Below are 12,086 nucleotides of genomic sequence, written 5' to 3'. Positions count from 1 at the left end.
CGAGCAATTTTGAACAGGGGTTGACCGACTTCATGAAGGGTTTTTCCCGCGTGCATGGCTGAGGCAAGGATCGCTTCAGTCACAGCAAGCGGTCCGGTAAGTGGTCTGGTACTCCGCGAGAAAGTGTAGGGGCTAAACGTACCATTTCAGCGCTATAAATCATCCCTCACCGAAGCCAGCGCCTCGTTTTGCAAGGAGCAAAGCAATCATGTCTTCTACAGCATTCCCATCGCCCCTACGTCCACGCGACCTTCTGCATCCGATTGTCGCCGGGCTGATTTCAGTCATCGTCAATTATGGCGGCACGTTCATCCTGGTCTTTCAGGCTGCCAAGGTCGCTGGGCTCAGCCCCGAGCTGACGGCGTCGTGGGTATGGTCGGTGTCAATTGGCGTGGGTATTACCGGGCTGTTTCTCAGTTGGGTGAGCCGTGAGCCGATCATCACTGCCTGGTCGACACCCGCCGCGGCCTTTCTGGTTGTCGCGCTGTCCACTACGCCCTACGCCGAGGCAGTAGGTGCGTACATCATTTCAGCCGCCGCCTTCGTGCTGCTGGGTTTGTCCGGATGCTTCGAAAAAGTCATCCGCCTGATTCCGCCGGGTGTGGCTGCGGGCCTGCTCGCCGGTATTCTGCTGCAGTTCGGTATTGGCGCGTTTGGTGGCATGAGCCTTGACCCCGTGTTGGTCGGGTTGCTGATTGCCGCTTACGTTGTGCTCAAGCGCTTTACCGCGCGCTACGCGGTGGTGGGCATTCTGATGCTGGGGCTGGCGTTTCTTCTGACGCAGGGCCGTGCAGAACTGTCGGGGCTGGCGCTGCAATTCGCGGCACCGGTATTCACCCAGCCTGAGTTTTCGATCAATGCGCTGCTCAGTGTTGCGCTGCCGCTGTTCCTGATCACCCTCACCGGCCAATACATGCCGGGCATGCTGGTGCTGCGCAACGATGGCTTCAGCACCAGCGCTAATCCCATCCTGACTGTCACGGGGCTGGGCTCCTTGCTGATGGCGCCATTCGGTTGTCATGCCTTCAACATTGCGGCCATCACGGCGGCCATCTGCACCGGCAAAGAAGCCTCGGAGGATCCGTCCAAGCGATGGATCGCAGGGGTTGCCGCAGGCGTGTTCTACATCCTGGTAGGGATTTTCGGGGTGACCCTCGCTGCCGTCTTCATGGCATTACCGGCCACCTTCATTATGACGCTGGCTGGGCTGGCCCTGCTCGGCACTATCGGCGCCAGCCTGGCCAGCGCCATGGCTGACCTCAAAACCCGCGAAGCCTCGCTGATCACCTTTCTGGCATCCGCCGCGAACATCACCTTGCTGGGGATTGGTGGGGCGTTCTGGGGGTTGCTGATCGGTCTGGCGGCCTACGCCTTGCTCAATGGCCGCTTACCGCGTCGTGAGACGGTGGTCATTCCGGCTGCCGACGCTGTTGTGACGACCAAAGGAGGCACCCACTGATGTTCGATCAACTGGAAGAAACCGTCACCCTGCACGATCGACATTACCGTTACCCACAGGCCACCAGCGTCGAGGACTTTCGCCACAACCTGGCAGCCGTGCAGCAGCGAATTACCAATGCCTGTCAGCGGGTCGGACGTGACCCGGCGAGTGTGCGCCTGTTGCCGGTCAGCAAAACCTTTGATGAAGCTCATCTGCGTCTGGCCTACGCCGCCGGCTGCCGGCTACTGGGTGAGAACAAAGTGCAAGAAGCGCAGCGCAAATGGCAGGCCATGGCCGATCTGGCCGACCTGCAATGGTCGGTTATCGGCCACCTGCAAACCAACAAGGCCAAGCAGGTGGCGCGTTTTGCCAGTGAGTTTCAGGCGCTGGACAGCCTGCGAGTGGCCGAGGCCCTGGATCGTCGCCTGCACATCGAGGGGCGCCAACTGGATGTGTTCGTTCAGGTCAATACCTCCGGCGAAGCCAGCAAATATGGCTTGGTGCCCGAAGCCGTCGCGGACTTTTTGTACGCCCTGCCGGCGTTCTCGGCGTTACGGGTGCGTGGGCTGATGACGCTGGCGCTGTTTTCGGCTGATGTGGCCCGTGTCCGCACTTGCTTTGTACGGCTGCGCGAATTGCGCGAGCGTTTGCGCCAGCACACACCGGCGGGCGTCGGGCTGGAGGAACTGTCCATGGGCATGTCCGGTGATTTCGAAGTCGCCATTGAAGAGGGGGCCACTGTGGTGCGTGTCGGTCAGGCCATCTTCGGCGCACGTGCCATGCCGGATGCCTACTACTGGCCAACCGCGGATGCCTGTCCGGGAAGTGATGAGTAGTCGCCGCTGACACCCCCTTAATATCTTTGATCCAGCTCTACAGGAAGCCAATCCGATGTACGACTCAACGCTGACCCTTGAAGCATTCGACGCCGAGCTGTGTGAGGCGATTCATAACGAAGAACATCGTCAGGAAGACCACGTCGAACTGATCGCGTCCGAAAATTACGCCAGCCCTCTGGTGATGAAAATCCAGAGCACCGTGCTCACCAATAAATACGCCGAAGGTTATCCAGGCAAGCGCTACTACAGCGGCTGTGAGTATGTCGATGTGGCCGAACGCCTGGCCATCGAGCGGGTCAAGGCCCTGTTCAACTGCGACTACGCCAACGTACAACCGCATGCAGGTGCGCAGGCGAACGCCGCGGTATTCCTGGCATTGACCAATCCCGGCGACACGGTGATGGGCATGAACCTGGCCCAAGGCGGCCACCTGACCCACGGTAACCCTTCAAACTTCTCGGGCCGTCATTACAAGATCGTTCCTTATGGCCTTGACCCGCAGACGGGCCTTCTCGACTACGACGAGATGGAGCGTATCGCCCTGGAAACCCGGCCGAAGATGCTGATCGGTGGTTTTTCCGCCTACTCCCGGTACAAGGACTGGGCGCGCATGCGAGCCATTGCCGACAAGGTCGGGGCCATTTTCTGGGTCGACATGGCCCACGTCGCAGGGTTGGTCGCCGCGGGAGAATACCCGGACCCATTGCCGCACGCCCATGTGGTCACCAGCACCACGCACAAGACCCTGCGGGGCCCACGGGGTGGCTTGATATTGTCCAAGGGGCAAGATGAAGCGTTCTACAAAAAGCTCGATTCTGCGGTATTCCCGGGTGTCCAGGGCGGCCCATTGATGCACCAGATCGCCGCCAAGGCAGTCGCCTTCAAGGAAGCACTGAGGCCCGAGTTCAAAACTTATCAGACCCAGGTGGTGATCAACGCCCGGGCCATGGCGGCCGTGCTGCAAGGGCGGGGTTACAAGATCGTTTCCGGTGGCACCGATAACCATATGATGCTAATCGATCTGTCCGACAGGACTTATACCGGTAAGGAAGCCGATGCAGCCCTGAGCAATGCCTATATCACCGCTAATAAAAACTCGGTGCCCAATGACCCGCGCTCACCGTTCGTGACCTCCGGACTGCGCATCGGTACCCCAGCCATCACCACCCGTGGTTTCGGCGTGATCGAATGTGAACAATTGGCGGGCTGGTTGTGCGACGTACTGGACGCCCTGGAAAACGGCGACAGCGAGAGGGTCGGGCACCACGTGCGCGAACAAGTGGTGGAGCTCTGCCGCCGTCATCCTGTCTATCGTTAACCCTTTTGCTCTGGGCTATTACCCGGCTGATGTCATCATTGGGTCAGGCGCCCGGGACGACCGGGTGCACTCGATGCCAATCTATTGAGTTTCTAGCTGGATGCGGATGGCCGATATTGCAGTGCTTCGGCTACGTGGCTGCGACCGATAGCATCTACTTGTTCCAGATCCGCCAGGGTACGGGCGACTTTCAGTAGACGGTGAGCAGCACGAAGCGAAAGGGTCAATCGCTCGCAGGCGCTTTCCAGCCAGCCTTCGTCTGCTTTGGACAGCGCGCAATGCCGGCGCAGCCCTGGCAGGTCGAGAAAGGCATTGGCGCAGCCCTGGCGTTGTTGCTGGCGCTCCCTGGCCTGGGCGACCAGGGCAGAAGCGCTGGCTGTATCGTCACCGGTTTTGATCGGATTCAGCGCCGTGCTTTCCCGGGCTACGGTCAGATGCAGGTCGATGCGGTCCAGCAAGGGCCCGGACAATTTGTTGCGATAGCGCTGAACCATGTCCGGTGTACAGGAGCAACGGCCGCTCGGTTCGCCAAGATATCCACAGGGGCAGGGATTCATCGCGGCGACTAGCTGAAAGCGCGCCGGAAAGCGCACGCGGTCCTTGGCGCGGGAAATCACGATGTGGCCGGATTCCAGTGGCTCTCTCAGTACCTCCAGTACCTTGCGATCAAATTCCGGGAGTTCATCGAGGAACAGCACGCCATGGTGAGCGAGGGTGATTTCGCCGGGTTGCGGTTTCGAACCGCCGCCCACCAGTGCCGGTCCAGAGGCGGAATGGTGTGGTTGTCGGAAGGGGCGTTGTGGCCAATGGCTCAGTGGCACACAACTGGCGACGGATTGAATCGCTGCGACTTCCAGTGCTTCGTTCTCGGCCAGGGGTGGCAGCAGCCCTGGCAATCGGCTCGCCAACAGCGTCTTGCCTGTGCCCGGTGGCCCGCTGAACAGGAGGTTATGCGCACCCGCTGCCGCAATCAGCAGTGCGCGTTTGGCCGCCATTTGCCCTTGGACTTCATTCAAGTCGGGATAGGGTTTGCTGGCGTGGAGCAAACCGTTGGAAACGTAAGGCTCGATGGGGGTGTGCCCATTGAAATGCGCCACCGCCTGCAGCAGATGGTCCACTGCGATGACCTTCAACCCTGATGCCAGACAAGCCTCCTCGGCATTCGCCTGCGGCACCATCAACCAGCGTCCGGCCTTGCGCGCCGCCAATGCCGCCGGCAGCACCCCGCGCACCGGTCGCACTGCGCCGGAAAGCGCCAACTCCCCCAGACACTCCACGTCATCCAGTGTCAACGTCGGCACCTGCACACTGGCCGAGAGAATCCCCAGGGCAATCGCCAGATCGAATCGCCCGCCATCCTTGGGCAAATCCGCCGGGGCCAGATTCAAGGTGATGCGTCGCGCCGGAAATTGCAGCCCGGAATTGATGATCGCACTGCGCACCCGGTCCTTGCTTTCCTTCACTGCGGCTTCAGGTAGACCGACCATCGTCAACGACGGCAGGCCGTTGGCCAGATGAACTTCTACGGTTACGGCAGGCGCTTCCACGCCCACCTGGGCGCGGCTGTGGACGATGGAGAGGGACATGGTCGTTCCTTGAGTTAAACGGGGCCGCTTCCTGCGGGTTGTTGAAGGGTAGTCGTGGAGTTTGGCCGGAGAGGAGGGAAACTTTCGCAGAATGTTGCTGAAGCTACGATCTGTAACAGCAGCCAAACGCTGCGTTCGGCTGCGGTGGCAAATCCTCCTCCTGAGCAATCGCACTACTCAACGCTGTTTGCGAGTTGCATAAGGAGTGTCTGCAAAACATATCGCAGGTATTTGATTTTTCGAATTTATTCTGCGTGAAAAATCAAATAATTTATGTTGAGGCAGCTTCTTTGGAAGAGGTTGTGTCGTCAAACAAACTACTGTCACCGTCCAGGATTTTGCTGGCGAAGCGCTCGGTATCCATCTTTTTTTTGCCTTCTGCGATATGCGTAAAATAGTTGAAATCTAAATCTATCCACAACTTAAGTTTGGTTGCGTAGTCATTTGGATACTGTGCTTGCTCCACTGCGGGCAGAACTTTGTAACGATCAAGGGCAATTTGGAAAGAGTTAGTAAGCTTTCCAGTACGGTTGTATTCATCAATTGCCTTGGCCGAAAATTGCTGTCGCCAAGTAGATTCTTGTTTGGCCGATTCTTCCAATGCTGCCCGCCTTTCATTGACAGTAAAGGTGCCGCTGTCATCGTAAGTTATTAAGGTCAGTTGATCCTTGGGCATCCCCGAAAACGGATTTTTGCCGAATCCGTTTGTATACTGTGTCGCACTTTTTGCGCGTGCTAATAATGTGGCATCATCTGTGTCAGGAACTTCAGAGTCGTATTTTGATTTATTGATAGTATAATTAGCACTCTCCAATTCGTTGAATGTGTTTTTAGCCATCGAATCCAGCTCCATTCTAGTTAGGCGTGCATCCCGGGCCTGTGCACGTACTGAGGCTTCGCTCAATTGGCTCGCTAGCGTGGAAACGGTACTGCTATCTCGTGCGTTGCCATACCGGCCCTGGGGGCTACTTTGGTTGATACCTGGGTTTTTGCTGGGAGTCGCTGTCAGTTTTTTAGTTCCAGCCAGCGTTTGGCCGCTGTTAACTGCAGAATTGTTTAGTGAATTAAACATTTTTTGCAACTCCCTGTTTGATGACTAAAATATGATCTATCGCTTGATAATATTGATACTTTGGCAAGATCTTGCAAACCACTTAAGGCCCGCTACATGCTTCACTTCATGGTGATTACTACTGACCAGGCATAGGAGGACGGATTTGTTCTAGTTACCTTGATGGTGCAGGTGGCGCCGCCGCTAGGAGTTGCCGTATTATTCCATTTTGGGATTTTGGTCGCGCCTGGGCCAACAGTCTCCACAAATGTAGCTAAATAAATACATTTCTTTCTACCCATTTGATATCGCAAATTAGCATAGTTGTGGCCAGGAAACATCCGGCTTTGTATGGTGTACGTATCCGAGCCATTTGCAATTACGGACTCTTGTGGAGTAGTTAATGCGTTGGCTTTTGTCGTGGCTTCGTTGTTGGTTGTAGGGGTATACATAGCAGTCTGTGTTCCAAGGTTCTTGAAAGTGACTGTCACAGGCGGCCCGGCGACAGCTGGACTTATGTGAAATGCAGTCAATGCGAAAGCCGCAATTAAAGACTTGGATAGTTTCATGGGTATTGCTCCTTGTGGTGTTATGAACATTCCTTTGGGTGTATCGCACTCGTCATAGTCCATTATTCAAGCTGGACTGAATTTTTTTCCGAGCGAGTGCAGCGCTCGCGCTTTGAGAAGTGAGCTTAGAAAGGGTGGATTTGAGGCGCAATCAGACCGCGGACGAGAACGTTGTAGGGCATTGCCGGGATTACTGCGGGCGGAAAGATCGCAGGCTCGGCAATTCCTACAGGTAAATCTGAAGGTCGTTCTGACTTTATCGAGAGCAGGCTCGCTCCCACGCAGATTTTCGATCTTCACCGGGCAATCGCCTGGAAGCGTTGGAGGGCGGTCGAAAAGGTCGGTACAGCATCCGCATCAACGCTCAATGGCGAATTTGCTTCATTTGGGGTGCTAACGGACCAGAGAATGTCGAAATCGTCGATTATCACTGAGGTGAGTAATGACTAAGAATGGTATGCGCCCGGTTCACCCTGGCGAGATCCTCAAAGAGGAATACCTGGAGCCTCTGAGCCTTACGGCTGCAGCATTGGCCAGAGCATTGAGCGTTTCGACACCCACGGTGAACGATATCGTGCTCCAGCGTCGGGGTGTCAGTGCTGATATGGCTCTTAGGTTATCTATCTGTCTGGACACGACCCCGGAATTTTGGCTGAACTTGCAATCGACTTACGATTTGCGTAAAGCCGAGATTGAACGAGGGGCTGCGATTCGGGATCAGGTTGAGCGACTCGCGCACTGCGCCTGATTGTTGTCCTGGATTTATTGAACCCCACGCCGAAAGCGTGGGGTTTTTTATTCAGAATGCGTGAAGCATCTTCGCGGCTCTTTTCCACCAAGGCGCATTGATAGCGGGCCTGGGAGTAACCTGATCAGGCAATAGCTGCGGCACATCCTGCAATCGAATCCACGGCTGGTTGTTCCAGTGCAGCAAACTCAACGACATTTCCGGCCAGTTGAGCAGGCTCAGTTGCGGGCGTTCGGTTGTGATGGGGTATTGGGCATCTCGCAGGGCAGGAACAACTTCGTGGGTGAGCCATTCACGCAGAGCTCGGTATTCGGGGCAGTAGTGGTAGACCAGTAATGCGTAGACGCCGGATTCGCTGACCAGCAGGGTGTTTTCGATATGTCCGTGGATGAGGGTTTTGGCTGTTTGGTATTGGTCGGGGTCGAGTTTTCGGACTTGGCGGTCGTTGAGGTGGATGCGTAGAAATCGCCCTAGGTCGCGTGCGCTGAACCAGGGTTGGTTTTGTATTAGGAGGGCGTGGAGGTGGAGTTTGTGGCGGGTGAAGACGTGAGGGATTAGATAGCTTTCTTCCATTTTGCAACTCCGGATGCGTATGAAGGAAGCTGCCTCTGTTCGTCGCCAAACGAAAGGGTGGCAGCTGCGCGCGGGTTGGCGAACCGGTGCATCCGGACAAACCGGCAGACCTGAAGGTCTCCCACGCACAGCCGCCATAATTCGAGATGGGATAATTCCCTGAATCGAATGTGGTCGCGGTGCGTCGGATGCTATCCAGGTCGCCAAACCCGGTGCTGAATATTCAGCTGGGGATGAGCTTAGAGATCGGATACTTCGCGGCGCAATCGGACGGCGGTGTGATGTTTGTAGGACGTTGCCGGGATTGTTGCGGGGCTGAAGATCAAAAGATCGTCCGAACGCGGCCCGAACCTTCGGCAGCTCCTACAGGTGAAGTGCAAGGTCGTTCCGACCTTCAATCGCGAGCAGGCTCGCTCCCACAGGGATCGTGGTGTTACTCGGCTGGTGGATTCAGCTTCGCTTCCAGCTCCGCCACCTTCGCCTCAAGGCTCTCCAGCCGCGCCCGGGTGCGTGCCAATACAACCATCTGGCTATCGAATTCTTCCCGGCTCACCAGATCCAGTTTGCTGAAGCCGCTCTGCAGCAACATTTTGAACTGGCTTTCGATTTCAGCTTTCGGCAGAGGCGTGTCGCCGCTGAAGAGGCGGGAGGCGGTGCCGGTGAGGGCGTCGAGGAAGTCTTTTGGCGCGAGCATGGGCAATGTCCTGGAAACAATGCCGGGCAGTGTATCACGCAGTGTCTATAGTCATTTGCGCGGGCAAGGGATGCACGCTTTTCGCGCATGGGGACGGACGGTGTCGCACCGTTGTTGTGCGTATCGCGTCGAGTGTTGTTGCGAAGTAGCAGTCATCTGCGGGTAAAGGCTTGAAAACGATAGCTTTTGTGGAGATGGCAAGCTTTCTGCTTAGACCCTGATGACCCATGCACTGATGCAGTCCCTGTGACGAACGCAGTGCGCCAAGCGAAGCGGGGGAGTGTTTCGTGAGGGGCGTCGGACGGGCAGGTAAGGGCCGACGATGCGTTACAAAGACAGGCACTGCGCTTAGACTTGAGTCGGGTTTGTTTTCCTGGGGCAAGTCCACCAATTCGGGAGAGAGTTTTCATGAAGCTAGTCACTGCCATCATCAAGCCGTTCAAGCTGGACGACGTACGCGAGTCGCTGTCCGAGATCGGCGTGCAGGGCATTACCGTCACTGAAGTCAAAGGCTTTGGTCGGCAGAAGGGTCACACCGAGCTGTATCGCGGCGCGGAATACGTGGTCGATTTCCTGCCCAAGGTGAAGATCGACGTCGCCATCGACGACAAGGATCTCGACCGGGTAATCGAGGCCATCACCAAGGCTGCCAACACCGGCAAGATCGGTGACGGCAAGATCTTCGTGGTCAATCTGGAACAGGCGATTCGCATCCGTACCGGCGAAACCGATACCGACGCTATCTAAGCCGCCACAAACCCAACGCCCCAGGAGAAAACAATATGACTCTGCGTAAATTCGCAGGGCTAGGAGCCCTGTTGTCCATCGTAATGCCCAGCCTTGCCTTGGCGGCAGACGAAGTGGCGGCACCTGTCCTCAACTCCGGCGATACCGCCTGGATGATGACCTCTACAGCCTTGGTGCTGTTCATGACCATTCCCGGCCTCGCGCTGTTCTACGGCGGCATGGTTCGGTCGAAAAACATTCTTTCCGTGATGATGCAGTGCTTCGCCATTACCGGTCTGATCAGCGTCCTGTGGGTCATTTATGGCTACAGCATCGCGTTCGACACCACGGGCATGGAGCAGGGCGTCGTCAACTTCAACTCGTTCTTCGGCGGCATGGGCAAGGCATTCCTCGCCGGCATCACGCCAGCCAGCCTGACCGGGCCTGCGGCGCTGTTCCCTGAGGCGGTGTTCGTCACCTTCCAGATGACTTTCGCGATCATCACCCCGGCGTTGATCGTCGGCGCTTTCGCCGAGCGGATGAAGTTCTCCGCGATGCTGGTTTTCATGGGCGTGTGGTTCACCCTGGTTTACGCGCCGATTGCGCACATGGTCTGGTCCGGTAACGGCGGCCTGTTGTGGGACTGGGGTGTTCTGGACTTCGCCGGTGGCACGGTGGTGCACATCAACGCCGGTGTGGCCGGTCTGGTTGCCTGCCTGGTGCTGGGCAAGCGCAAAGGCTTCCCGACCACGCCGATGGCGCCGCACAACCTCGGTTACACCTTGATGGGCGCGGCCATGCTGTGGGTCGGCTGGTTCGGTTTCAACGCCGGTTCCGCCGCTGCGGCCAACGGCACCGCCGGTATGGCGATGCTGGTGACCCAGATCGCAACCGCCGCTGCGGCATTGGGCTGGATGTTCGCCGAGTGGATCACCCACGGCAAACCTAGCGCACTGGGTATCGCATCTGGCGTGGTTGCCGGTCTGGTGGCAATCACCCCGGCTGCCGGCACCGTTGGCCCGATGGGCGCGCTGGTCATCGGTCTGGCGGCTGGCGTGGTGTGCTTCTTCTGCGCGACCACCCTCAAGCGCAAGCTCGGCTATGACGACTCCCTGGACGCCTTTGGCGTACACGGTATCGGCGGTATCCTCGGCGCAATCCTGACTGGTGTGTTCGCTGCGCCGTCCCTGGGCGGCTTCGGCACTGTCACCGACATCGCCGCACAAGTGTGGATTCAGTGCAAAGGCGTGGGCTTCACGGTGATCTACACCGCGATCGCCACATTCATCATCCTCAAGGTGCTGGATGCGGTCATGGGCCTGCGCATCAACGAAGAAGAAGAAGCGGTCGGCATCGATCTGGCGCTTCACAACGAGCGCGGCTACAACTTGTAAGCACGCCCGTAAAAAACTTGCCCGGCTTGCCGGGCATTTTTTTGTCTGGAATTTGTCATTGAGAGCTGAGCTGAAAGGTTTTTTCCTACAGGTTTTGCGATGTTTGCACCGGGTGTTTTTGTGCGGTCGAAGGCTTACAGGATTGAAGGAGTATTAGGGCCTTTGTTTTTTCCCAGAGCGCGCTAGAATGCGCCCCGAACGTGCGGAGAACTGTATGTGGCAACAGACTCTGATTACCTTGCGGGCGAGGCCCCGGGGCTTTCATCTGGTAACGGACGAGTTACTCGCCGGCTTGCCTGAACTCAAGGCGTGTCGGGTCGGTCTGTTGCATTTGTGGCTGCAGCATACCTCGGCGTCGTTGACCATCAACGAGAACGCCGATCCGGCGGTACGTCGCGACTTCGAACGATTTTTCAATCGTCTGATCCCACAAGGAACAGGCGACTATGAGCATAACGACGAAGGCCTGGACGACCTCCCGGCGCACTTCAAGGCCAGCGTGCTTGGCTGTCAGCTCAGTTTGCCGATTTCGGCGGGCCGGCTGGCGTTGGGGACCTGGCAAGGCGTTTACCTGGGCGAGCACCGTGATCATGGCGGTGCCCGTAAAGTCCTCGCCACCGTGCACGGTGAAGAGGCATAACCGCTGGTCAGCAGCGGTTGTTGATTTTTTTCCGGCAGCCTTCGACAGAGGGCAAAGCTGGGCTATAACTAATCTGCTTTTCGCAAGTCATGAGGTAGAACATGAGCGACGATGATCTGGAAAACGACGACCTCGAAGTAGGCGACGACGAAACCGAAGAAGGTCTGGAAGCAGCGGCGGAAGACGTCGCTGAAGACGACGGCGGTGATGCGCCGGTTCCGACCGCCAAAGGCAAGGCCAAGGCAGCGGTATCGGTCGATGAACTACCGAGTGTCGAAGCCAAGAACAAGGAACGCGATGCTCTCGCGCGGGCCATGGAGGAGTTTTTGGCCAAGGGTGGCAAGGTGCAGGAAGTGGAGGCCAATGTGGTCGCCGATCCGCCCAAGAAGCCTGACAACAAGTACGGCAGCCGGCCTATCTGAGCCTGCTACCCGCTTGCTGAAAAAGCCCGCCGTCGCCGCGGGCTTTTTCATGCCTCATGGAAAAGCAAAAGATCGCAGCCTTCGG

General features: G+C 57.3%; 13 protein-coding genes and 1 pseudogene. 9 read left to right on the top strand and 5 right to left on the bottom strand.

Annotation, left to right across the window (positions count from 1 at the left end; all coding sequences use genetic code 11):
- Positions 1-208: 208 nt before the first annotated feature.
- Genes KW849_RS24985 through glyA form a run of 3 tightly spaced genes read left to right on the top strand, consistent with a single transcriptional unit; the run spans position 209 to position 3,598 of the window.
- On the top strand, positions 209-1,459 hold the full coding sequence (locus KW849_RS24985; protein ID WP_218431729.1) for a benzoate/H(+) symporter BenE family transporter: 1,251 nt from the start codon (positions 209-211) through the stop codon (positions 1,457-1,459).
- The gene (locus KW849_RS24980) at positions 1,459-2,277 is read left to right on the top strand and encodes a YggS family pyridoxal phosphate-dependent enzyme (RefSeq protein WP_218431726.1); all 819 of its coding nucleotides are present in this window, start codon (positions 1,459-1,461) and stop codon (positions 2,275-2,277) included. Before KW849_RS24985 ends, KW849_RS24980 begins: the two co-directional genes overlap by 1 nt.
- A gap of 55 nt (positions 2,278-2,332) precedes the next feature.
- Positions 2,333-3,598: a serine hydroxymethyltransferase gene (gene glyA, locus KW849_RS24975; protein ID WP_218431724.1), complete on the top strand. Its 1,266-nt coding sequence runs from the start codon at positions 2,333-2,335 to the stop codon at positions 3,596-3,598.
- Between the two features lie 92 nt (positions 3,599-3,690).
- Here glyA and KW849_RS24970 read toward each other — a convergent pair whose 3' ends face one another.
- The 3 genes from KW849_RS24970 to KW849_RS24960 form a co-directional block, all read right to left on the bottom strand.
- Positions 3,691-5,184 carry a YifB family Mg chelatase-like AAA ATPase gene (locus KW849_RS24970; RefSeq protein ID WP_218431722.1) on the bottom strand — a complete coding sequence of 498 codons (1,494 nt, stop codon included), beginning with the start codon at positions 5,182-5,184 and terminating at the stop codon, positions 3,691-3,693.
- Positions 5,185-5,455: 271 nt separating this feature from the next.
- Entirely contained in the window at positions 5,456-6,256 is an 801-nt protein-coding gene (locus KW849_RS24965; RefSeq protein WP_256357362.1) for a hypothetical protein, read from the bottom strand.
- Positions 6,257-6,357: 101 nt separating this feature from the next.
- Positions 6,358-6,804: a hypothetical protein gene (locus KW849_RS24960; protein WP_218431720.1), complete on the bottom strand. Its 447-nt coding sequence runs from the start codon at positions 6,802-6,804 to the stop codon at positions 6,358-6,360.
- Between the two features lie 275 nt (positions 6,805-7,079).
- Here KW849_RS24960 and KW849_RS24955 point away from each other — a divergent pair.
- A pseudogene (locus KW849_RS24955) lies at positions 7,080-7,238 on the top strand (type II toxin-antitoxin system RelE/ParE family toxin); the annotation flags it as partial.
- Between the two features lie 8 nt (positions 7,239-7,246).
- Positions 7,247-7,552: a HigA family addiction module antitoxin gene (locus KW849_RS24950; RefSeq protein ID WP_054617025.1), complete on the top strand. Its 306-nt coding sequence runs from the start codon at positions 7,247-7,249 to the stop codon at positions 7,550-7,552.
- Positions 7,553-7,603: 51 nt separating this feature from the next.
- Here the strand turns inward: KW849_RS24950 and KW849_RS24945 are convergent, their stop codons facing one another.
- Positions 7,604-8,125 carry a Bro-N domain-containing protein gene (locus KW849_RS24945; RefSeq protein ID WP_218431719.1) on the bottom strand — a complete coding sequence of 174 codons (522 nt, stop codon included), beginning with the start codon at positions 8,123-8,125 and terminating at the stop codon, positions 7,604-7,606.
- 433 nt (positions 8,126-8,558) lie between these two features.
- Positions 8,559-8,819, bottom strand: coding sequence for an accessory factor UbiK family protein (locus KW849_RS24940; RefSeq protein WP_008015521.1), 261 nt, complete (start codon positions 8,817-8,819; stop codon positions 8,559-8,561).
- Positions 8,820-9,227: 408 nt separating this feature from the next.
- Here KW849_RS24940 and glnK point away from each other — a divergent pair, with 408 nt between their 5' ends.
- The 4 genes from glnK (at position 9,228) to sutA (ending at position 12,001) form a co-directional block, all read left to right on the top strand.
- Positions 9,228-9,566, top strand: coding sequence for a P-II family nitrogen regulator (glnK, locus tag KW849_RS24935; protein ID WP_002555808.1), 339 nt, complete (start codon positions 9,228-9,230; stop codon positions 9,564-9,566).
- Positions 9,567-9,601: 35 nt separating this feature from the next.
- Positions 9,602-10,939: an ammonium transporter gene (locus KW849_RS24930; protein WP_218431718.1), complete on the top strand. Its 1,338-nt coding sequence runs from the start codon at positions 9,602-9,604 to the stop codon at positions 10,937-10,939.
- 214 nt (positions 10,940-11,153) lie between these two features.
- On the top strand, positions 11,154-11,579 hold the full coding sequence (locus tag KW849_RS24925) for a secondary thiamine-phosphate synthase enzyme YjbQ (RefSeq protein ID WP_218431717.1): 426 nt from the start codon (positions 11,154-11,156) through the stop codon (positions 11,577-11,579).
- Between the two features lie 101 nt (positions 11,580-11,680).
- Complete coding sequence (sutA, locus tag KW849_RS24920; protein WP_108217207.1) at positions 11,681-12,001, top strand: transcriptional regulator SutA; 321 nt, start codon at positions 11,681-11,683, stop codon at positions 11,999-12,001.
- Positions 12,002-12,086: the final 85 nt, after the last annotated feature.

This window comes from Pseudomonas sp. PDM26 (assembly GCF_019219185.1).
Lineage (GTDB): Bacteria > Pseudomonadota > Gammaproteobacteria > Pseudomonadales > Pseudomonadaceae > Aquipseudomonas.
Note: the sequence above shows the minus strand (reverse complement) of the source record. Positions and strands in the feature narration are given on the sequence as shown.

What these genes read in the sequence shown, in the direction of transcription:
- KW849_RS24985 (WP_218431729.1), top strand. Translation starts at nt 209, where the DNA reads ATGTCTTCTACAGCATTCCCATCGCCCCTACGTCCACGCGACCTTCTG.
- KW849_RS24980 (WP_218431726.1), top strand. Translation starts at nt 1,459, where the DNA reads ATGTTCGATCAACTGGAAGAAACCGTCACCCTGCACGATCGACATTAC.
- glyA (WP_218431724.1), top strand. Translation starts at nt 2,333, where the DNA reads ATGTACGACTCAACGCTGACCCTTGAAGCATTCGACGCCGAGCTGTGT.
- KW849_RS24970 (WP_218431722.1), bottom strand. Translation starts at nt 5,184, where the DNA reads ATGTCCCTCTCCATCGTCCACAGCCGCGCCCAGGTGGGCGTGGAAGCG.
- KW849_RS24965 (WP_256357362.1), bottom strand. Translation starts at nt 6,256, where the DNA reads ATGTTTAATTCACTAAACAATTCTGCAGTTAACAGCGGCCAAACGCTG.
- KW849_RS24960 (WP_218431720.1), bottom strand. Translation starts at nt 6,804, where the DNA reads ATGAAACTATCCAAGTCTTTAATTGCGGCTTTCGCATTGACTGCATTT.
- KW849_RS24950 (WP_054617025.1), top strand. Translation starts at nt 7,247, where the DNA reads ATGACTAAGAATGGTATGCGCCCGGTTCACCCTGGCGAGATCCTCAAA.
- KW849_RS24945 (WP_218431719.1), bottom strand. Translation starts at nt 8,125, where the DNA reads ATGGAAGAAAGCTATCTAATCCCTCACGTCTTCACCCGCCACAAACTC.
- KW849_RS24940 (WP_008015521.1), bottom strand. Translation starts at nt 8,819, where the DNA reads ATGCTCGCGCCAAAAGACTTCCTCGACGCCCTCACCGGCACCGCCTCC.
- glnK (WP_002555808.1), top strand. Translation starts at nt 9,228, where the DNA reads ATGAAGCTAGTCACTGCCATCATCAAGCCGTTCAAGCTGGACGACGTA.
- KW849_RS24930 (WP_218431718.1), top strand. Translation starts at nt 9,602, where the DNA reads ATGACTCTGCGTAAATTCGCAGGGCTAGGAGCCCTGTTGTCCATCGTA.
- KW849_RS24925 (WP_218431717.1), top strand. Translation starts at nt 11,154, where the DNA reads ATGTGGCAACAGACTCTGATTACCTTGCGGGCGAGGCCCCGGGGCTTT.
- sutA (WP_108217207.1), top strand. Translation starts at nt 11,681, where the DNA reads ATGAGCGACGATGATCTGGAAAACGACGACCTCGAAGTAGGCGACGAC.